Source organism: Bacillus sp. AP8 (assembly GCF_000321185.1).
Taxonomy (GTDB): domain Bacteria; phylum Bacillota; class Bacilli; order Bacillales; family DSM-1321; genus Bacillus_AD; species Bacillus_AD massilioanorexius.
Map to the genome: position 1 here is coordinate 114,650 of NZ_CAPG01000036.1, position 23,431 is coordinate 138,080.

A 23,431-nucleotide genomic window follows, 5' to 3' on the forward strand; every position below is an offset into this window, starting at 1 on the left:
TTACTCTCCGTTCAAATAAAACAACTTTAGCCTCTCAAACCAGGTTATATCCATATCTTCCTGATTCGTGGATACTTTTAAAGATGTTCCATCAGGTTGATCATAACGATTATAGTCTTCATATTCACGGTTCAACCATACCATCCCTATATAAAAGAGTATGGTAAAACTCACAAATAAAACAAATATTTTCAGTGCATGTACAAATTCCCAAACTAGAGATTTCATAATTTCCCTCCGAATTAACATATCTATTTCAATCTATGCCAATCTTTTAGAAAACTATACATACAATTTGTATTTTCATTGTGCTTTTCCATACAAAAAAGATGCTCATGAAACAAGGTGATGATTATTATCACCTAAAAGTTTTATCAGCATCTTCTTATGTTATTACATACCTTCACTTTCATCATTTGACTGACAACGATGGCAAACGCCATGAAAGGTAAGACGATGGTCCTTGATTCTAAATTTCCATCTTTTCTCAACAACTGCTTCAACATCTTCTAACAAATCTTCTTGAATTTCATCCACCGATCCACATTCCATACAAACAAGATGGTGATGAAAGTGAGCAGCTCCTTCTTGTCTAAGGTCATAGCGAGATACTCCATCACCAAAATTAATTTTGTCAACAATCTTCAATTCTGTTAATAATTCTAATGTTCTATATACAGTAGCTAATCCAATTTCTGGAGATTTTTCTTTTACTAATAAATACACATCTTCTGCACTTAAATGATCTTCTTCATGTTCTAATAAAACGCGAACTGTAGCTTCTCTTTGAGGAGTTAGCTTGTAACTCGATGAATGCAACTGTTTTTTAATACGTTCGATTCTTTCTTCCATCTTTTCTCCTCCCAGTCTTTCACATAATCCATTATATCAAATCGATGGGAAGTGTCAAAATAGAATTATTATTTTTAAGTAAATAAAATGATTATAATGAAAGAATCATTTTAATTTAAGCTATATTGGCTTTATAACTGAGGAGACTCACAATCTTACACGCAAAAAAGCGAGCTGCTTCGCGTTGAATTCACTCACTCCTTGTTGATAGTCAACAAGTATACAAAACGATGTTAAACTTCCTAGTTTGATAATGGTCCAATCCAATCTAATTCATTCGCTCTGTGCTTTAGAAGGCAGGCTTCCTCACTCTTTCCTAAACTATTGAACCTGTCCTTCTTGCTACTTCCTAAATGTCTCAGGGACTTCCACCAATTAATAAGCTTACCAAACAAGTCCTACTATTTGCTTCATAAAAGATGGTGAAAAATACCCTTCTATTGCAGCAGCACCAGAAATAAAAATCAAGGAGATGAAAAGAGCTGCTACGTATTTAAATACCATGGGTGCCAACGGTTTTCTAACTTGTCTAACAAACACTCTTTGTATAATTACAATACTAAAAGCTAGTGATAAAGTTGTTATAAAAATAGTCAAAGGTACTAGTATTATATTTTGTGGAAGCACAGCCACTAATGCTATTTTAAAGCCACTCCATCCCATAGCACTTACTAGAAATCCTACAGTAAAACCAATAACTACTCCTTTTAAAAATAGTAGAATTAAAATTAGAGGCAATCCAATGATAGATATACCTAGAATCCAAATCAAGCCTATATACTTCATGTTATGAGTAACACTGGCTATGAACATATCATATGTTGTAGCGATATTATCTTCACTCACTTGCCCAAAAAATCTGGATAAATAATAGAGTAAATCTTCTTTTTGGGTAAAACTTAAACTATTAACAACAATTGCTCCACTAATAACTCCCATTAAAAATAACACAATAATAAACATATACAATGAGGAATTTTCTTTAATATGATTATTTGCTACATTATGAAACAGCGACTTTTTCTTCATTTTCTTTTCCTCCTATGGCTATTTACTAGATTGTATGAGAGAACTCTATGAATATGCTTATTTTTTATCACTATCTTTATAGTGAAAAACATTTTTTCCCTAAAATGTAATTTTACTCTTGTGCATTTCTCTTCCTCGATAGTATAATAACCAATGACATAATTTTCAGAATGTTTACTATATTTAGATTGCTTATCTTCGATACAATAAAGGAGGTGATAGCTAAACAATTCGGCATTCTCTGTTTTGAAAGCACTTACATTTCTTGATATTAGAAAGGGGACTGCGTATGGAAATTCAAAAGAAACAGTCAAGTAAAGCTGTTCAAACTACTCCTGAAGAATACTCAGCAATCGTTCGATCTTCTAGTTTTCAACTTCTTTTGAAAGAAAAGAAAAAATTTATTATTCCTTTCACTATCTTCTTCTTTTGCTTTTATTTTGCATTACCAATTCTAACTTCTTACACGACGATTCTTAACAAACCTTTTATTGGCAGTATCACATGGGCTTGGGTTTTTGCCTTTTTACAATTCGTAATGACTTGGTCCTTCTGTATGATTTACTCCAAAAAAGCTAACAAGTTCGATGAGCTTTCTGAAAAAATACTAGAGGAAAAAGGGAGGTAAACTATGAATACTGCCGCTTTTACTATGTTTTTAGTTATCGTTTCAGGTACCCTATTTATTACATATTGGGCATCCAAAAAAACGAAAAACGCCAGTGAGTTTTATACAGCTGGTGGTGGACTGACAGGTTGGCAAAATGGTATGGCCATCGCCGGAGACTATATGTCTGCCGCTTCATTTTTAGGGATTGCTGGTACAATTGCCTTAGCAGGATTTGACGGTTTCTTTTATAGTATAGGTTTCCTCGTTGCTTACCTTGTTGTTCTTTATCTTGTAGCAGAACCTTTAAGAAATTTAGGAAAATATACTTTCGCAGATATGATTGCTGTACGATTTAACGCGAAGAAAATTAGAGGATTTGCAGCATTTAACACGATTACAATTTCTACATTTTATATGATTGCTCAACTTGTTGGAGCTGGCGCACTTATAAAACTTTTACTTGGTATTGAATATACTACCTCAGTACTAATTGTAGGTGTATTAATGACTGTGTATGTTATTTTTGGAGGCATGCATGCTACAAGCTGGGTACAAATCGTAAAAGCCATTCTACTAATGGTTGGTACATTCTTAATTTCTATTATTGTTTTTGCTAAGTTCAATTTCAATATACTTGATATGTTTGATCAAATGAAATCTGATACACCATTAAAAGAAGCCTTTCTTAATCCGGGGGTAAAATATACCGTAGGACTTGATACCCTCTCTTTAACTCTAGGACTCGTTTTAGGAACAGCAGGTCTGCCTCACATTCTCGTTCGCTTCTTCACTGTACGTGATGCGAAAACAGCTCGTAGCTCTGTTGTTTATGCTACATGGATCATTGGAATCTTCTATGTAATGACTATTTTCTTAGGATTCGGAGCTGCTGCATTTGTAGGTAGTGAAAAAATCGTAGCAGCTGACAAAGCTGGGAACATGGCTGCTCCACTGTTAGCTCAGGCATTAGGTGGTAACATGTTATTCGCATTTGTTTCCGCTGTCGCTTTCGCTACAATTCTAGCTGTTGTAGCAGGATTAGTGTTAACAGCTGCTGCTGCATTCTCACATGATTTTTATAATGAAATTTTGAAAGGTGGAAAAGCGACAGAAAAGCAACAAGTAAACATGGCTCGTTTCGCTTCAATTGGTATTTCTGTACTTTCTATCATTCTAGCGTTATTTGCTCAAAGCTTAAACGTAGCATTCCTTGTATCGCTTGCTTTCGCTGTTGCAGCTAGCGCTAATTTGCCAGTTATTCTCTACACAATTTATTGGAAGCGTTTCAATACAAACGGTGCTATTTGGGCTATGGTTGTCGGTCTAGTCACTTCGATTGGTCTTGTAGTTGTTGGACCAAACGTATTTAGTCCGGAAGTTGGTAAAGCGATGTTCGTGGGAGAACCGCTATTTCCTTTATCAACACCAGGTATTGTTTCAATTCCACTAGGTTTCTTAGCTGGATTTATTGGAACACTCGTTTCTAAAAAATCAGGTGTTGAAGACAATCAAGTTACCTACGATGAAATCCTAGTAAAATCAAATACGGGAATGGATACAATTCGCTAAAAAGTAAAGAGGCTTTCTCGAAATGTTTAATCATTTTGAGAAGCCTCTTGCTTTTGGCATATCTATGCTGGATTTATTAAACGAAATGATTTAAACAACAATCTTTTAGAAAGAGACAAAAATAAAAGAGGGTTCCACTAAACATCTCTCTTTGAACACAATACCATCAGCCGAAATTACAGATTGTGTTTCCCTGTAATCTGCAATAATTGTAAATATTGAATTGCATAAGCCGTTTTTGCATCATTTATTTTCTTTTCTTTTATGTATTGCACTGCCTCTTGTAAAGAAATTTCCTCTACCTCTACAAATTCATCTTCATCGCACGGTGCCGAATTTTCTTTTTTTGTTAATCCCTTCGCTAAATACAAATGGATAATTTCATCAGCAAAGCCAGGTGATGTATAAAAAGAAATGATATGTTCCAACGTTTCGCTAACATAACCCGTTTCCTCTTCTAATTCTCTAGCAGCTGTTACAAGTGGTTCTTCTCCAGGCTCTAGCTTACCAGCTGGTATCTCTACTATAGATTTCTCTAATGCTTTTCGATATTGCTCAACAACTACTATTTTATTTTCCTCTGTTATAGCTAAAATAGCAACAGCTCCAGGATGCTTAATAATTTCACGTTTACTTTTCTTTCCATTTGGCAATTGAACTTCATCTACTTGTAAGCTAATTACATTTCCTTTAAAAATCGACTGACTTTCAATTGTCTTTTCTTCAAATTTATACATTTATAACTACCTCCAGTTCTATTCTCTGACAAACAAATCATATATTTTACCATATCATGATTTTGGAGGTTATTCTATGAAAGTATACATTGGCAAAAATAAAATAATATTATGTGGAAAGGCTTGGGAAATTAAAGCTAAATTACAAGAATATCGCCAAAACTATCACTATGTATATCATTGGATTAATAAGTAGCATGTTATACCTACTAAAGGATTACTTACTTCCATTTCTTTTTTTATTTCCTATATAATAAAAGAAACTTCTAAATAAAAGGATTGATAAATATGAGAAAAAGACAGCTTGGCCAGTCTGATCTTTATGTTTCTGAAATAGGTCTTGGCTGCATGTCACTTGGCACAAACCCCGATAATGCCGTTGAAATTATACAAACAGCATTAGAACATGGTGTAAACTATTTTGATACAGCGGATTTATATGATTTTGGAAATAACGAGAAGCTCCTAGGTAAAGCTTTAAAATCAGTTCGAGAAAAAGTCATTCTCGCAACAAAAGTTGGTAACAAATGGGATAACAAAGAAACATGGAGTTGGGATGCCTCCAAAAAATATATTAAAGAAGCTATAAAAAGCAGTTTACTTCGTTTACATACAGATTATATCGATCTCTATCAATTACATGGTGGAACGATGGAGGATAATCATGAAGAAGTAATCGAAGCTTTTGAAGAGCTTGTTCAAGAAGGCTTCATTCGCTATTACGGAATTTCTTCCATACGTCCAAATGTTATTCAATCTTACGCATCCAAATCAAACATAGTGTCAGTTATGATGCAATACAGCTTGCTGGATCGCAGACCAGAAGAATGGTCGCCCTTTTTACAAGATAAAAATATAAGTATCATTGCTAGAGGTCCTATCGCTAAAGGAATACTAAGTGAAAGAATGTTAGAAAAGTGTAGTCCTTCTATAAAAGAAAATGGTTATTTAGATTATATCTATCATGAATTAGAAGAGCTACTTGGACAGTTAAGAGAGGCATTTGCTTCTAGAAATCTTCTTGATATAGCATTACAATATATTCTTTCACATCATTCCGTAGGAGCAATTATTCCCGGTGCAAGTTCAAAAGAACAGGTTATACAAAATATTAAAGCTGCACAATCTGCTCCATTAACTAGAGAAGAAATACAATTGCTACAATCATTAACTCATGCTAACACATATACTCAACATCGTTTGTAAAAAGAAAAGTGGAACTGATTTGTATGCATAGGCATCTTTTTCAGTTCCACTTTTCTTATTTAAAATTACGCCAATCCTTGTTATCTTCACTTAACAGTTCAGCAAATGTTTTGTTTTTTTCCGCTCTTCTTCTTTCTTCTCTTTTTTGTTGCTCTAATGCCTCTTTCTGTTCTTGTTCTTCCTTCATAAGCTCTCTTTGTTTATTCTTCAACTGATTAACTAAATCTTTATTAAGAATATTGGATAATGTCATTGAATCATCTTGTTTTTGGACCTTTTGATGTGCTTTCTTTTTCATTTCAATACCTCCTTACTTCGTAATCTATTATAGCATGGGTATTATTAGCTGTTAACGTGTAAAGAATGAAGAACAAAAGCAAAAACGTTTTTCATATAAGGAATATTGGTTAAAACTCCCTTCCAATAACAACACATTATATTTTACTTACTAAATATTGCTGAAAACGGCTCTTAGTAAAAGCTTAACTTCTACATTATTATTAATTAAATAGAAATTTCACACCATTTTTCCACGACAAGAAATAGCCCCTCTTCCTTAAAACGAGGGACTAATTGTAAGTTTGACGTTTATTTCATTTTTAAACGTGTTAGAATGAAATAAAGAAGCTGAAATGGAGGTAAACTTCTATGAAAAAAAAATGGTGGATACCAATAGCAACTTTTTTTTCGGCTATAGCTGCGCTCGGTATCTTTTTTACTAACATTATTATGTTTATGAAAAAGAAAGACGAGGCTGTTATACGTGATCGTGAAACAAAAGCTAAAAGATGGGTTCCTAAAGACTTTGATTCTCTACCTAAAACACAAGTGATGGTAGAATCTCCTTTCGGTTACAAATTAGATTGTTTATTCGTTAAGCCTTATCCAACAAACAAATGGATGATCTTTTGTCACGGAATTACTGAAAATAAATTCAATTCCATAAAATACATGAATATCTTTTTAAAAAAAGGTTATAATGCTATCATTTATGACCATCGTAGACATGGCGATTCTGGTGGAAAAACGAGTAGCTATGGTTATTACGAGAAATGGGATTTAGAAGCAGTAGTTAAGGAACTTAAAAATCGTGAAGGCGATGACGTCTATTTTGGAATTCATGGTGAATCAATGGGTGCTGCGACATGTCTGTTATACGCTGGTACGATTTCTGATGATGCAGCCTTTTATGTTGCTGATTGTCCTTTTTCAAGCTTTCAAGAACAAGTCAAATATCGAATTAAAGAAAGCACACCATTACCTAATTGGCTAGTCCTTCCTATAGGTAATTCCTTTTTAAAAATGCGTGACGGCTATCGATTACAAGACGTATCTCCAATTGAAGTCATTCAAAACATAAAAAAACCCGTTTTATTTATTCACAGTGAGCTAGATACGTACATACCCGTTTCAATGACAAAACAATTATTTGAAAAGAAACCAGGTAAGAAACAACTTTTCATTGCGCCAAATGGGGCACATGCTCAATCATTAAATGAAAATCCAGAAGAGTACGAAAAAGCGGTTGACCAATTTTTAAAATCATTTACATCTGATTTATCCCGTTCCAACTAGACCTAGGAACCCAAATGCCCCTATTAATCAGCTCGAAAAAGCTTGTTAATGGGGTGTAACCAGTATACTTTTCTTAAATTAACAAGATAAACACATCAATAAAAATGTCACACTGTCGAATCAATTGTTGAAATTTTTAATAAATAATTTTACGATTAAATTAAAGGAGGCTACATCATGTCAAAAGTTGAAATTAAAGTAATGGATAATGGACCTTTACGAGTTACTGGCGAATTTGAAGTAATTGATGTCGATGGAAATGTATTCCCAACAAAATCTGTTGTCTCTCTATGCCGCTGTGGCTTATCTGAAAAAAAACCATACTGCGATGGATCACATCGTGGACAATTTGAATCTACCGTACGTGCAACTTTAGAAGAAAACAAATAATACAAGCCTTACAAAATGAATAAGATGTATGAAAAAGGGTGTGAAGATGATATAAACCCACTTCACACCCTTTTTATCATTATTAAAAGTTAAATCATACGTATTTCACCATATAAGCATACGTATGATGATTAATTGTAATATTTTTTTCAAATTCAAATCCTAAGCGTTCATACAATTGACGTGCTTTTGTATTATTTTCTTCTACATTTAAAGATACAGAAGAATATCCTAATTCAAGTGAATAGTTTATAGTTGCTTTGATTAGTTCCGTACCAAAACCTTTTCCACCAAATGATGGATTTACACTCAATGTATCTAAATAATAATCCTTTTCATCTGCTTCTGGATCAATTATACTTTCAACATTTGGTTGTTTGGATTGAAGATGTCTATATATTGGCTCGTCTAATTGCAAAGCATCACTTCCATGATAGGCAATCACAAGCCCTACCACTTGATGATCTACCGTTTTCACAAGACAATTATGATAACTCATTCGATTCGTTTCTTGACAGAAAAATTCTTCCAACTGAACAAGTACTTTTTCCTTATCAATCTCCCCTGTTAATACATGAGCAATATCATGTATGGCATCATAGATGAGCACTGCTGCTTCTTTTCTGTCCTCTTTTGTTGCTTTTCGAATATTCATGTTCAAAATCCCTCTTTAATCGTATGTTAGTAAACTATCTTTATTCTACTAGAAAAATGAAAGCAATCCTAAACAAAAGCAGTTGAGATTAGTATAAAAAGTATGCTAAGGGTCACTGTTAGTCTCACCTAAACTGCTTTTCTTTGGAAAAATCTCACTGTTTCTAACCGAACCTTATGAAGATAAAGTTTCTTGCTTAAGTGCCATATTTTTTTCAGGCTTCATTAATACAAGCACAAAAACAATAAGGATAAAGAAACTGGAAATTTGAAATATCGTAGAAATATCCAAAAAGATAGCTAACAAACCAAAAACTAAACCACTTAAACCAATTCCTAAATCGATAGCTGAAAAACTCATTCCATTGGCTATTCCTCTTCGATGAGGAGGTGTAATAAATAATCCCCATGACTGTAACGTCGGTAAAATTGACCCATAACCCACGCCTAATAATGCTCCAGCTATCGCTAAATGAAAGCTATTATGTGCAAGAGACAGAACCCAAAGTGCGGCAAATGTTAATAGCGAGCATACTAAAACAATCCTACGTGGGCCATTTTGATCGAACATTTTTCCAGTAATCGGACGAGAGATAGTTGCAAATACTGCATTTACTAAATAGAAAATAAAAATATTTTCTATTCCTCTCTCATTACCAAATATAACGATGAATGACACAATCGACCCATATCCAAAAGCTATTAAAAGAGTAAGCAACGCCGGAAAACGACAAGATTTTTCCATCAATGAGGCAGAATATGAAAATTTCAGCTGCTTACGATCTACCTTCGCAACAGATTCGGGCATTTGATAGCGTACAATAGATAACAAAATAAGTGCGATAACGCCAAGAAATGCTGAAACATAAATTAAAATATCAAACGATGCCTTTTCGTACAAAACCAGCCCTAGACTTGGTGCAACAATCATTCCTAGAGTAATCGAAAGACCATAATAGCCCGTTCCTTCACCCAATCTTGAATTTGGAATTAAATCTACAGATGCTGTTCCATTTGCTGTCGTTGACCATCCCCAAGCAATTCCATGAATAAGTCGAAAAGCTAACAAAACAATAACAATATTAGTAAGTGGATAAAATAATGTAACAACTAATAAAGCTAATGCCCCAATTAATACAAGCATTCTACGTGCCTTAAACTCTAGCATAAAACCTATAAAAGGCCGAATAAAAACCGCTCCAACAGAAAATAGAGCTGTCATTAAGCCCACTTCAAATTGCGAGGCACCAATTGACTTAACATATGGTGGTAAGGTAGGTATTAACATTTGGAAAGACATAAAAGTAAATAAATTCCCTAAAATTAACATAATATAGGACTTCGTCCAAAGTCTTTCTTTTTGAATCAAGGTTATACATCTCCTAAACTAGCATAAACAGCTAACATTATTTATAACGTAAGCTATCTATAATTATTTCGCATTACTAAATACTAACATATTAAAACGACAAAATAAACGATTGTCTACAAGGAAATATGTCGAAATATTACTAAAAAATATGAAGCAAAATGATTGTAAATTTTTTATATTTATTCTAGTATTTTACATATAGTAATGAAATCGCTTCCATACTATTGAACTACAGGACTCATTACCACTGAATATTTTGAAGGAGGTAACAAGTATGAGCCAAGCAATGTTGGAAATCAGCAAAGAATTACAAGAATTTCTTCGTAAACCAAAGAAACTGTACATAAACGGACAGTTTGTAGAAAGTGTCTCTGAAAAAACCTTTACTACACCTAACCCTGCCACCGGAGAGGTATTAGCAGAAGTTTATGAAGCAGATGCTGCAGATATTGATGCAGCTGTTAAAGCGGCAAGAGCGGCATTCGATAAGGGTCCATGGTCAAAAATGAGCGCTGCTGAAAGAAGCCGATTAATGTACAAACTAGCTGATTTAATGGAAGAACATAAAGAAGATTTAGCACAATTAGAAACATTAGATAATGGTAAACCTATTGCAGAAACAACAAACGCAGATGTTCCACTTGCAATCGAACATATGAGATATTATGCAGGATGGTCAACAAAAATTGTTGGTCAAACAATTCCTGTAAGTGGTAGCTATTTTAATTATACAAGACACGAAGCTGTCGGAGTCGTGGGGCAAATTATTCCTTGGAACTTTCCTCTCCTTATGGCGATGTGGAAACTTGGTGCTGCACTTGCTACTGGCTGTACAGTTGTATTGAAACCAGCAGAGCAAACTCCGCTATCAGCACTATATTTAGCAGAATTAATAGATAAGGCCGGTTTCCCAGCTGGAGTAGTTAACATTGTTCCTGGTTTTGGTGCTACAGCCGGTCAATCATTAGTCGATCATCCACAAGTTGATAAGATCGCATTCACAGGATCAACAAAAGTTGGGAAGTCTATAATGGCTTCTGCTTCTCAATCATTAAAACGAGTTACTCTTGAGCTCGGAGGAAAATCACCTAATATTATATTAGCGGATGCCGATCTTTCAAGAGCTATTCCGGGTGCATTAAACGGAGTAATGTTTAATCAAGGGCAAGTCTGCTGTGCAGGTTCACGTGTATTCATTCAGAAAAAGCATTATGACAATGTAGTCGCTGATATGGTTTCACATGCCAAAAATATTAAACAAGGAGCCGGTTTAGATCCTTCTACACAAATTGGTCCTCTAGTATCTAGCGTACAACAAAATCGAGTTATGAATTATATTGAAAAAGGATTAGAACAAGGTGCTGAGCTATTGGTCGGTGGTGTAAAACCACGTGAAGAAGGTTACTTTGTTGCTCCTACCATTTTCAGTTCGGTCAATGATGAAATGACAATTGCGAAAGAAGAAATTTTCGGTCCTGTTATTTCAGCGATGCCATTTGATGATTTAGATGAAATCATCGAAAGAGCTAATGCAACTGATTATGGCTTAGCAGCTGGATTATGGACAGAAAATATTTCGAATGCACATTATGTAGCGAATAAATTACGAGCAGGTACAGTTTGGATCAATTGTTATAATGCCTTTGATGCAGCTTCTCCATTCGGTGGCTATAAACAATCCGGTATCGGTCGAGAAATGGGTTCTTATGCATTAAACAACTATACCGAAGTTAAAAGTGTTTGGGTAAACATTTAAACTAATATACAGTGTAGTTTAATCCTCCTATAAAAGTAGAAGGTTGTGTCAACTATATGACACAACCTCTTTTTTATATAACGAGCCTCATATTACTTTACTTGGTTAAACCATCTTTACTCAATAGAATAAGAACATTCTGCTTCTAATGTTTTCCCTGGCTCTAATTGGATAATATCTTCCTTATTCGTAAGGCTTCCTGCTTCTGCCATCCACGGCTCTAAACAAATATATTCCTCTGGTCGTTCTGACCACAGCAATGCATGTTTAAAATGCTGACTATATGATACATGCAACGTATAACGTTCGTTTTGAATACTAGAAGTAGAGTCCGATAAACGAAGAAACACTTTTGTGTCACGTATATCTAAATCAGCTGTAGCACCCGTTCTTTTTTTCGTTTCGTTATCACTATAATCAAAAAATTGAGAACTAGGAATATTGTATTTAGACTTTGAATGATTTCCTTTAAAATAAGGGTGAAATCCAGCATAAAACGGCATAACACGTTGTGAACGATTTTCATATTGCTGATGAATCAGTAATTGTCCATCTTTTAGTTCATACGTGAAACGCAAACAAAATTCAAAAGGATACTGCTCTCTTGTTTCTTCATCATCTTCTAATAATAAAGTCACTTTATTGGCTTCCATCGCTTCTACTTTCCAAGGCTTGTTTCGAGCAAAACCATGCTGTTTCATTGAATATGTATTCCCGTCAAGAACGTACTCATTATCCGGTAATGGTCCACATATTGGAAATAAAACAGGATTACCACCACGAATATTCTTCGTAATATCTGAAAAAGTTTCTTCCTGTAAATACAAAATTTCTTTACCACGAAGAGCAAGCTGAATTAAAATCCCTCCTCTTTCAGGGCACAAAACAGCCTTAGAGTTGCTTTGCTCTTCGGTCATAACAATGACATTAAAACCGGCTAAAGTTTGCCTTTCAATCATTATATTCCTCCTCCATTTCATTACATACTTATACACTATGTAAATCTTCCATTGTAGTTAAGATAAGCAACAATTTACAAATAATATATTATATTAATACTATCTTTAATCTAAATAAAACTTTTATGCTTATATACCTTCGTTCAAATTATACAACATAGATTTAGTATGGTAAGTTACTTTTTTGTGAATTTTATCACATTAAATTGTTCATTCATTGTACAACTTACAAACTTGTTACAAGCTTGACACAGTGACTGTATCAAATACTTCTAATCTCTATTCTTCTACCATTAGTATCACAAATTTCCCAATTTAACCCTTTACTTTCATGCTGGAAACAGCGAAATATAAAAATCCTTAGCCATTATTATAGCCAAGGATTTATGTAAATTATTTATTTAATACTCTATTAATAAACGCAAGACTTAGATTTATAATGATCGATTGATCATAATCTAAAGTAGCCACATGATAACTATTCGTCAGTCGGTACAATTCCTTATCATCCGAAGATATATTCTCAAAAATGATCATCGAATTATCCGGTGGAACGACATGATCCTCATCAGATACAAATATTAAGGCAGGACAGATAATTTTGTTTAAATCCATTCGAACCACTTTAACTAGTTCTACAATTTGTTCAACCGATTTTGTTGGCGTTTTTTCATAGGCTAGCTCAACACTATTTGGATCTTTAATATCTGATCCAATTGCATCAATATACCTTGGATGCTCTGCTTGCAGCAATGCTTCCATAGCTGGTAATGAAACCGCCGCATTAATAGGAATAATTCCCTTTACTTCAGGATATTTCTCTGCTAAATAAAGCGTTAAGGTACCGCCCATTGATAACCCAGTAACAAAAATAACATGACATCTTTCTTTTAACCATTGCAAGCCTTCTTCAATTGAAGCAATCCAATCATGATAAGATGTTGTCTCCATCTCTTCATACGACGTTCCGTGCCCCTTCAAACGAGGTCCACATACCGTAAAGCCAAAATTTTTATATGCTTCTCCTAACGGTCTCATACTTTGCGTAGTTCCCGTAAAACCATGACAAACTAAAATTCCAATAGAACTCCCTTCATGATAGAACGGTTCTGCTCCCTGCATAACTGGATAGGTTGCACTCACGATATCACACTCCATTACTCACACTCCATTACTCTTTATTTTGTATCATAAAACGTAATAAAATAAAGATTCTACATTCTAGGAGAATTTCCTGCTGAGTCATACCAAAAGGAAAAATGCACCAACTTTTACATCTTACAAAACTTTTCGACGACGGAAACGCATTACAATTTGATGAAGTACTTCCGCGAACACTAATCCAATAGCTATGCTACCTGAGATTAAAAAACATTTAGCTGCTAAACTGATAGCCATATTATAATCATTTTCCACAAAATGTCTCATTGCATTATAAGCTAATCCACCAGGAACAAGTGGAATAATCCCACCAACTGTAAAAATGGTTAATGGTGTTTTATACATTTTAGCGAAAAATTGACTAATTAAAGCGATTAAAGTAGCAGCCATAGCAGTTGCTGGAATAATATCAATTCCATTTTGAGAAAGTATGTAATAGCAAAGCCACCCTGCCATACCAACAAAGCCACATTTTGCGAGAGATTCTTTCGGCACATTAAAAATAACACCGAAGCCTGCTGAACCAATAAAGCTTGTTACAAGCTGAGCCAAATATTCCATAATAAATCCCACCTTAAACTAGCGTAAACACAATTGCGATTCCGCCACCAATCGCAAAGGCTGTTAAAAAAGCTTCCGCTCCTTTAGAGATTCCGGAAACTAAATGGCCTGCCATTAAATCGCGAACAGCATTGGTTATTAATAACCCAGGGACAAGTGGCATGACTGACCCGATTATAATTTTATCTATTTCATGTCCAACTCCAATTTGTACTAAAAAATAAGAAACAAGTCCAATTACAACAGATGCTAAAAATTCTGAAACAAACTTAACTGAAACAAGCCAATTAAAAAATAAATAGCCCATAAAACCTAATCCACCAGTAATAAAAGCAGGAATGAAGTCATACCAGCTTCCTAAAAACATGATCACAAAGCAAGCGCTTGATAAAGCAGCAGCAAACGTTTGTGTTGTAGTAGAAAAAGCAAATGGTGCCGACTCTATTCCGGTTAATGTAAGATGAGCTTCTTTTACATTCATTGTTTTTTCACTTATACTACGAGATACTCTGTTCACCTGTGTTACTTTTAACAAATCTGTTGTTCTTTGTGAAACTCGAACAAGCTGCGTTTTTTGTAAATCATTAGATTCTACTGAAAAAATTATGCCTGTAGGAATGACAAAACTATCACATTTAGAAATGCCGAAAGCCCTCGCCATTCGTACCATCGTATCCTCGACGCGAAAAGTTTCTGCTCCATTTTGTAGTAGGATTTTTCCCGCTAATAAGCACACTTCCATCACATCATATTGATATTGCTTATCCATCGCTATACGTACCTCTTTCAAAAGAATCTCACATATGTAGTAGTTATACCTCAGAACATCCTATATTAGCAACCAAAAATCATAAAACTGTAGAAATATTTTCTACAGTTTTATGATTTTTATTTGATTTGTAATTTTACATCATCATTAATCCATTTAGGGTAATAATTTAGTTTTATCGAAATTGGATTTTGAAAAGGCTGATTATTTGGAAGCTCAAAGCCAATACGTCTTTCTTCTCCTCCACCTGAAGTAAAGCTCGTCGCAACATCTATTTTTTTACCAGTAGCGTCAGTGATATCACCAAAAATAGAATAGTGAAAATCCTTATTTGTTATAAAAGAAAATTCGACAGTGTGACCTGATACTTTTATATTTTGTATACGAATATCAGGAGCATCGATAATTTGTTGCTTTATCGTATCTACAACTAACTTAGAATGATTTAATGGGAGCGCCTGTATTTTATTAACCATTAAATACAATTCTTTTGGCTTTTTAAAGTAATTACTTTGCAAATAGATATGACGATCCTGACCGTCACTTCCTCCACTACCCGTCATCCCATCTGCAATCTTACCCCAAATCTCTCCATTTTCGTCTACCAAGCGCATATCTTCAAACTCTAATAATACCTTACTATTTTTACTTTGATCGATAGCCAAATGAACATCTGCTCTTAATGGATAGAGCGTGACACTCTTAATAAAAACATTTTGTTGTTCAATCGACACCATTTTATTCACTTGATACTTTTTCATAAATACCTGCTTCTTCAAATTGAAATCAAAAGAAAAATCGAGTTTATGCACTTTTAATTTCAATGTAAAATCTTTTACTCCTGAAAGGTTAACATGGTCAAATTCAAATTTATCTGACTGTTTTTCTGCTTTTTTTATATTAGCAAAACCCCTACCAGATGTATAAGAAGATCCTTCCAATAAAGATTGCTTTTGCTGATCATAGAGCCCCATCATTTCAACTTTCATCTCAGTCAAATTTTTGTCTGATTCAATAGTGTAAAAAATCACCATTCCACTTTCATCCTTGATAGCAGAATCGATTGTAACCTTGATACCTTGCTTTTCTTGTGTACTATTTATTTTCTCTAAATAATGATTTTCTGCTGCATCACTATAACCTTTATTACTTTTAAACACGTCCACAAAATTCTCCATACCTGGAATTTTAGCTATAGCATCTGCAAAAGCAGGTGAGACAGATAAAAGAGAAGTAAAGCCTATAAATAACAATGCGGCCGAAATAATACTAATCATCCATGTTTTCTTTTGCTTTTTCTTCTTTTTCAATTGCTTTCCTTTTTGTAGACCATTTAATATTGAGGCATCTAATTTGTCGATAGGTATTTCAATCTTATCTAAGACTTCTTTCGCCTGGTTCAGTTGGCTTTCTTCTTTCTCTAGCATTTGTCTCCACCTCCTTATCCTCAAGTTGTTGCCGTAAACTGGCTAAAGCACGATTTAACCATGATTTAATCGTACCTTCTGGACGATTAAGAACAGCTGCGATATCTTTAATCTTCAAATCGTGAAAATATTTTAGGATTATGATTTCTTTTGCTCGTTCATCTAGACTATTCATTGCATCTAAAATTTCCAATTGCTCGTATGAATCCTTAAAAACTTGAACATGCAGCAATTCTTCTTGTTGAACAATTTTGCTTTTGCTCCTCAATCTATCATTACAGTAATTAATCATAATCCGAATCAACCATGTTTTAACAAAGCTCGCTTCTCTAACCTTACTTATATTCACATACGCACGACATGTAACTTCTTGAATGGCTTCTAATGCTTCTTCTTCATTTTTCAAATAAGCTAATGCTGTCTTATAAAGTGGCAATTTATGAAGATTCATTAGCTGTAAAAATGCAATGTCATCACCATTGATTGCTCGTATAGTAAGTTGCTCCTCCTCCAAGTAAAACTCCCCCTACAAACCTTCATTACTATATATTAGACCTTCATTCCACGAAAAAGTTTCAGAAAAATTTCTAAATATAAAAAAAGACCCTATTCCCTATATTTACTTAACATGGATAGGCAAAGGGACTGTATCAAAGAGCTAAAAAAACACTTTGATACAGTCCCTCATCTATACTTCCATAAATTGAATTTTATATGTGTCTTCATCTACTGTAATAGTAAACCCCATGTCAACATTTGAACGACGTTTGACATCCATAATATATTTATTTTCTTCTTCTACATGTTTAATGTTTGTAATAAGAAAGTGTTCATCCTCGTTGCGACGAAGTTGGTCTATGACATTAATCATCATAACAGCTTCCTGCTTACTGTTTTCGTCCGTTAATATTCTCAAGAGCTTTGCATTCGCTCTTCCTGGATAGGTTTCCGCTAGTCCACCTTCAAAAAAAGGCTGTATTTTCATACCTATTTTTAAATCTTTTTTATGTAATTTATCTCCATCAGAAGTACGAATTTTCGTGTCACGCGTAATATGATATAAGACATCACCAATTAGCACTTTATCGTTACTTTCAAATTGTGTAATAAATCCAACTTTCCCTGGATGAACGCTTTCTTGGTCACATCCTCCTAACAAAATGCTTATTATCATACAAACAGCTAGTAACACTCTCATTTCTTCACCTCATTAAGATCTGGCAATCTATTTTTTAAAGAAAAATTTCTTACCAACACCTTCAAAAGTACGAGGAAAAACAGAATAAAAAACAGCCCCAACATTCATCCATCTTGGACGATTAATTTCTCTCTTATTATGCAACATACAAGAGATAATCTCTTTAGCTAGATGTTCTGGCTTCAACATATATTTCTGAACATTTTTCACATATGTTCCTGACGTATCGGCTATATCAAAAAATTGTGTTGCAATTGGTCCAGGATTTACGCTTGTTACAAATACATTATGCTCAGACATTTCTAAGCGCAAACTATTCGTAAATCCTAATACAGCATGTTTAGTTGCCGCATAGACACTCGATTTTGGTGTGGCAACTTTACCAGCCTGCGAGGCAATATTAATAATGTGACCCGCTTTTTTTCTTACCATTGAAGGAACGACCATTTTAGTACAAGCTATTAATCCATAGACATTTACATCTAACATTCTCTTTGCCTCATCAAGATTAAGATTAATAACTTCTTCAAACAGACCGAATCCAGCATTATTTACTAATACATCAACTGTTCCAATCTGTCTCTCTATATTTGTGAATACTTCTTCTATTTGACTACCATTAGAAACATCCAATTGATAGCAGTACACTTTCACTTGATATGCTTCTTCTATTTGCTTCTTTATTTTTTGAAGACGCTCAATGCTTCTCGCTAATAGAAATACATTAGCACCAGCAGCTGCGGATTGAAAAGCAATTTCTTTTCCTAATCCACTTGATGCACCTGTAATGATTATATTTTTATTGACTAGTTTTTGCACAACTTCACCTCAAAGCTAATTTTCCATTATTCCTCAGTATAGCTTATTCATCTATTTTATCATATTTGATTTATTCATATTTGTAATTTTTTATATATTTGAAAAAACCGCTCTCAAATTAGAAAGCGGTTAATATTGTTAACTTAATTCATTATTCATTGCAAGCGTATAACAATGATTTAATGGGCCATTTCCTGCACCTAAATTGAGTTGATCTAAAAGGGCACCTGTTATATATTGCTTTGCTTTTTGAATACTTGTTTTCATATCACAACCATCTGCTAAGTGGCAAGCGATGGCAGAAGATAGTGTGCAACCTGTACCATGCGTATTCGAATTATCAATTTTCACGCTAGGAAACCAAGTAAATTGGCCATCACTGTATAGTAAGTCATCTGCCGTTTCCTCTAGATGACCACCTTTGATTAAGATATGCCCCTTATAATTCTCTGCAATGTTAAGAGCTACTTTTTGCATATCTTCTTTATTATGTATAACCATACCACTTAGACATTCAGCCTCAGGTATATTTGGTGTAATTAAGCTAGCTAATGGTATTAATTTCGTAATAAGCATGTCCATGGCATCTTCATTTAATAGTTTGCTACCACTAGTAGAAATCATAACGGGATCGACAACAATATGATTGGGACGATAATCGATTAATTTATCAACGATCACTTGAATAATGTCTGGAGAGGAAACCATGCCGATCTTCACACTATCAGGAAAAATATCTTTCATAATACAATCTAATTGTTGACCTACAAATTCAGGTGTTGCTTCTTGAACAGCATATACACCAGTCGTATTCTGTGCAGTTAAAGCCGTAATCGCACTCATGGCGTACATGTTATGAGCTGTTATAGTTTTTATATCTGCTTGAATTCCTGCTCCTCCACTACAATCTGATCCGGCTATACTTAATACCTTCTTCATTCTGCATCCCTCCATTCTTCAAAGCTACTGATATATTTATCGCTTAATTGTTGAATCATTTTGTTATCCTTATCTGCTGAACGATCGTAAACAGCTATGGTATAGAAACCCGCTGCTTTTGTTGTTTGGATAGCATGAAGCGAATCTTCAAAGACCATAATTTCAGAGATATTAGCCTCCCATTTTTGAGCAGCTAAATAAAAAATATCGGGTGTATCTTTTCCATAACCAACTTCTCCGCATGTAAGAATAAAATCAAAATAATCCAGAACCTTTAATCTTTTTAGAACTAATTCTGCCAATTTCTTTTCCGATGCAGTAACAATACACATCTTTATGTTTTGATTTTCTACATTCTCTAAAAATTCGAGGACGAAAGGTTTTAACTGGACTTCATTCATATATTGATGAATTATGAAATCATGAATTTCAGCCATTACTTCTTCTGTTGTCAAATCTAAAGTGAACTGTTGAATTAAGTAGTTTGCACCTTGCTCAAAGCTTTTTTTATTTAATACCGTTATTAATTCATTTGGCATAATAATTCCTTTATTTCGCAAAAAGGTACATACAGCCATGTCCCATACATTCATAGAATCTATTAAAGTTCCATCAAGATCAAATATGGCATATTTTTTCATTCATTCACCATTCGCTTTGACAAAGCTAACAAGTGTTGACTAGCTTTATCTATTTCATCTGCTCCAAAAATAGCTGAAACAACAGCAACACCATCAATACCAGTTCCACCTAACTTCGTCATATTTTCTTCATTAATACCACCTATTGCTACTATAGGGATCGTAGCTCTTTCACAAATATCTTTTAATGTTTGAAAGGATACAGTGTTGGCATCAAGCTTGGTTGCCGTGTTAAAAACAGCACCTACTCCTAAATAATCTGCTCCATTATCCTCAGCTCTTTTTGCTTCTTCAACTGTATGAGCAGATACACCTAAAATTTTATTAGGTCCTATTTTTTCTCTAACTATATTTACAGGTAAATCGTCTTGACCTATATGAACACCATCCGCATCACAAGCAAGTGCAACATCAACATTATCATTGATAACAAAAGGAATGTCATATTTATCCGTTAACTGCTTAATTTGTAAAGCTTCTTCTAAAAAAGCTTCATTGGACAGATTTTTTTCACGTAGTTGCAAAAAGGTAATGCCTCCCTTAAGAGCTGCTTCAACTTGTTGTACTAAAGAGCTTTCCTTCACCCAATGTCGATCTGTAACAGCATAAAGTAGCAATGAAGATTTATCTACTTTCAATTTTTATCCCCTCACTCAACTTTGTAGAATTCATCTTACTCATATAGTCAATTAAATGCATTCTAAATGTGGACGTTCCCCCATCAGATTGAAGCATTTTGTGATAGGCAAGCTCACCACTTAATCCAATGGCACAAACAGCCGCTGTGGTACTTTCTAATAAACGATCGGGATTCGCTCCACAATATGCACCAATAATGGCTGTAAGCATACATCCACTTCCTGTAATTTTTGACATCATAGGATGACCATTATGGACTATATTCGTCTTCGAGTTGGTTGCTATTAAATCAATTTCACCAGTGATAGCAATCACTGCTCCTGTTTTCTCACTCAATTGTTGAGCAAATAAAATGGCTTCCTCGAGTGTTTCAGTTGTTACTTTATCTGTTGCAGATGCATCGACTCCCATTGTTGTACCGCTTCCTTCAAATACTGTTTTCATTTCAGAAATATTACCGCGAATAACAGAAAAGCGTACTTCTTCCAACAATTTAAATACAGTCGCAGTTCGAAGCTTTGATGCCCCTGCTCCTACAGGATCAAGAATAACTGGATGCCCAAGTTCATTTGCTTTTTTTCCTGCTAAAATCATAGATTGAACCGTTCTTTCATTTAATGTACCAACATTAATTACCAAGCTATTACAAATGCTGGTAATATCCTCTACCTCAGCTACATCATCCGCCATAATTGGAGAACCACCACAGGCCAATATTACATTAGCTACATCATTTACTGTTACATAGTTGGTAATATTATGTACTAAAGGGGTTGTTTCTCTCACTTTTTCCAGGATTGATTCAAACATTCTAGTCTCCTCCATTCGATAAAAATTTTTATTTTCTAAAAAAGAAAATGCGATACACCAAATGGGTATATCGCATAAGAATAACCAAATACAATTCCCTACGTTGGCATTACCCAAATCAGGTTAAAGGGTCAAAGTTACATTTCACTTACTCTCAGCCTGCTTGTGCAAGCCCCCCAAAAATTTATTTACTTCTAAGCTTTGTTACTCGATACTCCCCATCGACAAGTCTCGATTACCACCTTTTACCCAACAAGTGGTGAGTATAGGTGGAATAGATTTTCACTCTAGAAAACTCGCTTTACACGAAGCATCGGCGAGCATCCTCCCTTATCCATAACACAGCTGGTCCTCTCCTACCCCACTGCTTCCAAAAGAGACTCATTCCTTACGCTCGAATCGATCTTTAATACTGGTAAAACTATACTTTATAGAAAACAGCAAAAACAAAAAACGATATACCAATAGGGTATATCGCATCTTTTAGATACTAATATAAAAATTCCCTACGTTGGCATTATCCAAATCAGGTTAAAGGGTCAAAGCTACATTTTGCTTACTCTCAGCCTGCTCGTGCAAGCTCCCCTATCAATGTTGCTCTATTAAACTTGACATCATTCTATCATACTAACATCATTTGTGGTAATTAATTTTTGCAAAACTTTCACTTAACAGAATATACAATTCCATTCTTTGTTTCTTCTCCTCTAATTTCATCTAAATCAAGTAAATAATCAAATTGAGCTAATGTTTCTGACAATGTTAACCCAATTTGCTTTTGGTATATACCTGGAAATAGCTTCATACAGATTTGTAAAACAGTAGCCGGTTCTTGTTTCAATAACTCTCTCACCTTCATTGCCCTTTCATGTTGAGCAGCCAAGCGCTTATGTATTAGATCATTAGGCTGATGAATTTCATCACCGTGCCCTGCAAATACTGTTTGGATTGGCATTTCTAATAATCTATTCAAAGAATGATTTAATAATAATTGTGATTTGGGACGATCGTCTCCTTCTTTCATAGGAGGCTCTATTAATGGATTTGGAGATACCTTTTGTAATAGTAAATCTCCTCCAATAAACGCACCGTCACTTTCTCTATATAATGATATATGACTTTCCGCATGACCTGGTGTTTCATATACAACCCAATCATTCAAACCAGGTACCGTGTCACCTTCTTTAATTGAGATATCCAAACTTCTATTGCAGCTATATTTTAAACCACTTTTCATTGTGCCTACATATTTATGAAACTCAGATGGGATGCCTAATTCTTTTGCTAAATCGAGATAAAAACCTTCATAATAATGAAAAATTGCTTCATCTGGGTTTAGCCAAAATTTATTATTCTCATGTCCCAAAATAGGAGTACCTTCCTCAAAGAAATCCACTCCCCCAACATGATCTGGATGATGATGTGTAATAATGATTTGGTCAATATCCTTCATATCAAGACGCAAATCCTTCAATCCAGCTTGAATGGCTTGATGAGTTTCTTCGGTTTTAGGACCAGCATCCACTAGTGTAAGCGCGTCTCCTTTTATTACAAATGCATTAACATCACCAACAGGGAACGGGGTTGGAATAGTTATTTTAGCGATATCATTTTTCCATAACGTCATTGTTATTCACCTAATTTATTTTGAAATTTATGAACAATCATTCATTTTATATTATTTCAATTCTACTACTAACATGCACTTATGTCATTATTTTCACATCTTTTTTCAAAAATTTAATAAAATCCATTTAT

Annotated in this window: 27 protein-coding genes and 2 riboswitches; of the genes, 7 read left to right on the top strand and 20 right to left on the bottom strand. The window is 34.4% G+C overall.

Annotation, left to right across the window (positions count from 1 at the left end; translation table 11 throughout):
* The 3 genes from BN349_RS09755 to spoIIM form a co-directional block, all read right to left on the bottom strand.
* Window positions 1–228 carry a YqzK family protein gene (locus BN349_RS09755; RefSeq protein WP_019242114.1) on the bottom strand — a complete coding sequence of 76 codons (228 nt, stop codon included), beginning with the start codon at window positions 226–228 and terminating at the stop codon, window positions 1–3.
* A 165-nt stretch (window positions 229–393) separates the two neighbouring features.
* Window positions 394–852 (bottom strand): ferric iron uptake transcriptional regulator, encoded by a 459-nt coding sequence (gene fur, locus BN349_RS09760; RefSeq protein WP_019242115.1) that lies wholly within the window; start codon window positions 850–852, stop codon window positions 394–396.
* Between the two features lie 384 nt (window positions 853–1,236).
* Window positions 1,237–1,881: a stage II sporulation protein M gene (gene spoIIM / locus BN349_RS09765; RefSeq protein WP_019242116.1), complete on the bottom strand. Its 645-nt coding sequence runs from the start codon at window positions 1,879–1,881 to the stop codon at window positions 1,237–1,239.
* A gap of 289 nt (window positions 1,882–2,170) precedes the next feature.
* Here spoIIM and BN349_RS09775 point away from each other — a divergent pair, with 289 nt between their 5' ends.
* Window positions 2,171–2,509, top strand: coding sequence for a DUF485 domain-containing protein (locus BN349_RS09775; RefSeq protein ID WP_019242118.1), 339 nt, complete (start codon window positions 2,171–2,173; stop codon window positions 2,507–2,509).
* Window positions 2,510–2,512: 3 nt separating this feature from the next.
* Window positions 2,513–4,060, top strand: a complete 1,548-nt coding sequence (locus BN349_RS09780; RefSeq protein ID WP_019242119.1) for a solute symporter family protein — start codon at window positions 2,513–2,515, stop codon at window positions 4,058–4,060.
* A 176-nt stretch (window positions 4,061–4,236) separates the two neighbouring features.
* On the opposite strand, the gene BN349_RS09785 is transcribed toward BN349_RS09780, so the two are convergent.
* Window positions 4,237–4,797, bottom strand: a complete 561-nt coding sequence (locus tag BN349_RS09785) for an NUDIX domain-containing protein (protein WP_019242120.1) — start codon at window positions 4,795–4,797, stop codon at window positions 4,237–4,239.
* Window positions 4,798–4,873: 76 nt separating this feature from the next.
* On the opposite strand from BN349_RS09785, the gene mciZ reads away from it, so the two are divergent.
* Both mciZ and BN349_RS09795 read left to right on the top strand, forming a co-directional pair.
* Entirely contained in the window at window positions 4,874–4,993 is a 120-nt protein-coding gene (gene mciZ / locus BN349_RS09790) for a Z-ring formation inhibitor MciZ (protein WP_019242121.1), read from the top strand.
* Between the two features lie 92 nt (window positions 4,994–5,085).
* On the top strand, window positions 5,086–6,003 hold the full coding sequence (locus tag BN349_RS09795) for an aldo/keto reductase (RefSeq protein ID WP_019242122.1): 918 nt from the start codon (window positions 5,086–5,088) through the stop codon (window positions 6,001–6,003).
* Window positions 6,004–6,058: 55 nt separating this feature from the next.
* On the opposite strand, the gene BN349_RS09800 is transcribed toward BN349_RS09795, so the two are convergent.
* Window positions 6,059–6,301 (bottom strand): YqkE family protein, encoded by a 243-nt coding sequence (locus BN349_RS09800; protein ID WP_019242123.1) that lies wholly within the window; start codon window positions 6,299–6,301, stop codon window positions 6,059–6,061.
* A gap of 350 nt (window positions 6,302–6,651) precedes the next feature.
* Between BN349_RS09800 and BN349_RS09805 the strand changes: the two genes are divergently transcribed.
* On the top strand, window positions 6,652–7,578 hold the full coding sequence (locus BN349_RS09805; RefSeq protein WP_019242124.1) for an alpha/beta hydrolase: 927 nt from the start codon (window positions 6,652–6,654) through the stop codon (window positions 7,576–7,578).
* Window positions 7,579–7,755: 177 nt separating this feature from the next.
* Window positions 7,756–7,968: a CDGSH iron-sulfur domain-containing protein gene (locus BN349_RS09810; protein WP_019242125.1), complete on the top strand. Its 213-nt coding sequence runs from the start codon at window positions 7,756–7,758 to the stop codon at window positions 7,966–7,968.
* Between the two features lie 94 nt (window positions 7,969–8,062).
* On the opposite strand, the gene BN349_RS09815 is transcribed toward BN349_RS09810, so the two are convergent.
* Together BN349_RS09815 and BN349_RS09820 are read right to left on the bottom strand one after the other, a co-directional pair.
* The gene (locus BN349_RS09815) at window positions 8,063–8,623 is read right to left on the bottom strand and encodes a GNAT family N-acetyltransferase (protein WP_019242126.1); all 561 of its coding nucleotides are present in this window, start codon (window positions 8,621–8,623) and stop codon (window positions 8,063–8,065) included.
* A 174-nt stretch (window positions 8,624–8,797) separates the two neighbouring features.
* Window positions 8,798–9,991, bottom strand: coding sequence for an MFS transporter (locus BN349_RS09820; RefSeq protein ID WP_019242127.1), 1,194 nt, complete (start codon window positions 9,989–9,991; stop codon window positions 8,798–8,800).
* Window positions 9,992–10,268: 277 nt separating this feature from the next.
* On the opposite strand from BN349_RS09820, the gene BN349_RS09825 reads away from it, so the two are divergent.
* A complete protein-coding gene (locus BN349_RS09825; protein ID WP_019242128.1) occupies window positions 10,269–11,750 on the top strand; it encodes an aldehyde dehydrogenase family protein in 1,482 nt (493 codons plus the stop codon).
* A 116-nt stretch (window positions 11,751–11,866) separates the two neighbouring features.
* On the opposite strand, the gene BN349_RS23750 is transcribed toward BN349_RS09825, so the two are convergent.
* The 13 genes from BN349_RS23750 to BN349_RS09890 all read right to left on the bottom strand — a co-directional run bounded on the left by BN349_RS23750 (window position 11,867) and on the right by BN349_RS09890 (window position 23,300).
* Window positions 11,867–12,709 (bottom strand): aldose epimerase family protein, encoded by an 843-nt coding sequence (locus tag BN349_RS23750; RefSeq protein WP_019242129.1) that lies wholly within the window; start codon window positions 12,707–12,709, stop codon window positions 11,867–11,869.
* 393 nt (window positions 12,710–13,102) lie between these two features.
* Window positions 13,103–13,852, bottom strand: a complete 750-nt coding sequence (locus BN349_RS09835; RefSeq protein WP_026089262.1) for an alpha/beta hydrolase — start codon at window positions 13,850–13,852, stop codon at window positions 13,103–13,105.
* A gap of 135 nt (window positions 13,853–13,987) precedes the next feature.
* A complete protein-coding gene (locus BN349_RS09840; RefSeq protein ID WP_019242131.1) occupies window positions 13,988–14,431 on the bottom strand; it encodes a threonine/serine exporter family protein in 444 nt (147 codons plus the stop codon).
* Between the two features lie 13 nt (window positions 14,432–14,444).
* Window positions 14,445–15,200, bottom strand: coding sequence for a threonine/serine exporter family protein (locus tag BN349_RS09845; RefSeq protein ID WP_019242132.1), 756 nt, complete (start codon window positions 15,198–15,200; stop codon window positions 14,445–14,447).
* 119 nt (window positions 15,201–15,319) lie between these two features.
* Window positions 15,320–16,627, bottom strand: coding sequence for a DUF4179 domain-containing protein (locus BN349_RS09850; RefSeq protein WP_019242133.1), 1,308 nt, complete (start codon window positions 16,625–16,627; stop codon window positions 15,320–15,322).
* Window positions 16,575–17,141, bottom strand: a complete 567-nt coding sequence (locus BN349_RS09855; RefSeq protein WP_019242134.1) for a sigma-70 family RNA polymerase sigma factor — start codon at window positions 17,139–17,141, stop codon at window positions 16,575–16,577. Before BN349_RS09855 ends, BN349_RS09850 begins: the two co-directional genes overlap by 53 nt.
* A gap of 174 nt (window positions 17,142–17,315) precedes the next feature.
* A complete protein-coding gene (locus tag BN349_RS09860) occupies window positions 17,316–17,825 on the bottom strand; it encodes a hypothetical protein (RefSeq protein WP_019242135.1) in 510 nt (169 codons plus the stop codon).
* Window positions 17,826–17,852: 27 nt separating this feature from the next.
* Window positions 17,853–18,644, bottom strand: coding sequence for an SDR family NAD(P)-dependent oxidoreductase (locus tag BN349_RS09865; protein ID WP_019242136.1), 792 nt, complete (start codon window positions 18,642–18,644; stop codon window positions 17,853–17,855).
* 138 nt (window positions 18,645–18,782) lie between these two features.
* A complete protein-coding gene (gene thiD, locus BN349_RS09870) occupies window positions 18,783–19,583 on the bottom strand; it encodes a bifunctional hydroxymethylpyrimidine kinase/phosphomethylpyrimidine kinase (RefSeq protein WP_019242137.1) in 801 nt (266 codons plus the stop codon).
* A complete protein-coding gene (locus tag BN349_RS09875; RefSeq protein ID WP_019242138.1) occupies window positions 19,580–20,224 on the bottom strand; it encodes an HAD family hydrolase in 645 nt (214 codons plus the stop codon). Before BN349_RS09875 ends, thiD begins: the two co-directional genes overlap by 4 nt.
* Window positions 20,221–20,862 carry a thiamine phosphate synthase gene (gene thiE, locus BN349_RS09880; RefSeq protein ID WP_019242139.1) on the bottom strand — a complete coding sequence of 214 codons (642 nt, stop codon included), beginning with the start codon at window positions 20,860–20,862 and terminating at the stop codon, window positions 20,221–20,223. The genes BN349_RS09875 and thiE overlap by 4 nt, the downstream gene beginning before the upstream one ends.
* Window positions 20,849–21,673, bottom strand: a complete 825-nt coding sequence (gene thiM, locus BN349_RS09885; RefSeq protein WP_019242140.1) for a hydroxyethylthiazole kinase — start codon at window positions 21,671–21,673, stop codon at window positions 20,849–20,851. Before thiM ends, thiE begins: the two co-directional genes overlap by 14 nt.
* Before the next feature lie 78 nt (window positions 21,674–21,751).
* Window positions 21,752–21,862: riboswitch (TPP riboswitch) on the bottom strand.
* 297 nt (window positions 21,863–22,159) lie between these two features.
* Window positions 22,160–22,270: riboswitch (TPP riboswitch) on the bottom strand.
* Window positions 22,271–22,337: 67 nt separating this feature from the next.
* Window positions 22,338–23,300, bottom strand: a complete 963-nt coding sequence (locus BN349_RS09890) for an MBL fold metallo-hydrolase (RefSeq protein ID WP_019242141.1) — start codon at window positions 23,298–23,300, stop codon at window positions 22,338–22,340.
* Window positions 23,301–23,431 lie beyond the last annotated feature (131 nt).

Coding starts and splice junctions, on each gene's coding strand:
- BN349_RS09840 (WP_019242131.1), bottom strand. CDS start 14,431: ATGGAATATTTGGCTCAGCTTGTAACAAGCTTTATTGGTTCAGCAGGC.
- spoIIM (WP_019242116.1), bottom strand. CDS start 1,881: ATGAAGAAAAAGTCGCTGTTTCATAATGTAGCAAATAATCATATTAAA.
- BN349_RS09780 (WP_019242119.1), top strand. CDS start 2,513: ATGAATACTGCCGCTTTTACTATGTTTTTAGTTATCGTTTCAGGTACC.
- mciZ (WP_019242121.1), top strand. CDS start 4,874: ATGAAAGTATACATTGGCAAAAATAAAATAATATTATGTGGAAAGGCT.
- BN349_RS09810 (WP_019242125.1), top strand. CDS start 7,756: ATGTCAAAAGTTGAAATTAAAGTAATGGATAATGGACCTTTACGAGTT.
- BN349_RS09785 (WP_019242120.1), bottom strand. CDS start 4,797: ATGTATAAATTTGAAGAAAAGACAATTGAAAGTCAGTCGATTTTTAAA.
- BN349_RS09875 (WP_019242138.1), bottom strand. CDS start 20,224: ATGAAAAAATATGCCATATTTGATCTTGATGGAACTTTAATAGATTCT.
- BN349_RS09800 (WP_019242123.1), bottom strand. CDS start 6,301: ATGAAAAAGAAAGCACATCAAAAGGTCCAAAAACAAGATGATTCAATG.
- BN349_RS09795 (WP_019242122.1), top strand. CDS start 5,086: ATGAGAAAAAGACAGCTTGGCCAGTCTGATCTTTATGTTTCTGAAATA.
- thiM (WP_019242140.1), bottom strand. CDS start 21,673: ATGTTTGAATCAATCCTGGAAAAAGTGAGAGAAACAACCCCTTTAGTA.
- BN349_RS09755 (WP_019242114.1), bottom strand. CDS start 228: ATGAAATCTCTAGTTTGGGAATTTGTACATGCACTGAAAATATTTGTT.
- BN349_RS09805 (WP_019242124.1), top strand. CDS start 6,652: ATGAAAAAAAAATGGTGGATACCAATAGCAACTTTTTTTTCGGCTATA.
- fur (WP_019242115.1), bottom strand. CDS start 852: ATGGAAGAAAGAATCGAACGTATTAAAAAACAGTTGCATTCATCGAGT.
- thiD (WP_019242137.1), bottom strand. CDS start 19,583: ATGAAGAAGGTATTAAGTATAGCCGGATCAGATTGTAGTGGAGGAGCA.
- BN349_RS09815 (WP_019242126.1), bottom strand. CDS start 8,623: ATGAATATTCGAAAAGCAACAAAAGAGGACAGAAAAGAAGCAGCAGTG.
- BN349_RS09825 (WP_019242128.1), top strand. CDS start 10,269: ATGAGCCAAGCAATGTTGGAAATCAGCAAAGAATTACAAGAATTTCTT.
- BN349_RS09845 (WP_019242132.1), bottom strand. CDS start 15,200: ATGGATAAGCAATATCAATATGATGTGATGGAAGTGTGCTTATTAGCG.
- BN349_RS09775 (WP_019242118.1), top strand. CDS start 2,171: ATGGAAATTCAAAAGAAACAGTCAAGTAAAGCTGTTCAAACTACTCCT.
- BN349_RS23750 (WP_019242129.1), bottom strand. CDS start 12,709: ATGATTGAAAGGCAAACTTTAGCCGGTTTTAATGTCATTGTTATGACC.
- BN349_RS09850 (WP_019242133.1), bottom strand. CDS start 16,627: ATGCTAGAGAAAGAAGAAAGCCAACTGAACCAGGCGAAAGAAGTCTTA.
- BN349_RS09860 (WP_019242135.1), bottom strand. CDS start 17,825: ATGAGAGTGTTACTAGCTGTTTGTATGATAATAAGCATTTTGTTAGGA.
- BN349_RS09890 (WP_019242141.1), bottom strand. CDS start 23,300: ATGACGTTATGGAAAAATGATATCGCTAAAATAACTATTCCAACCCCG.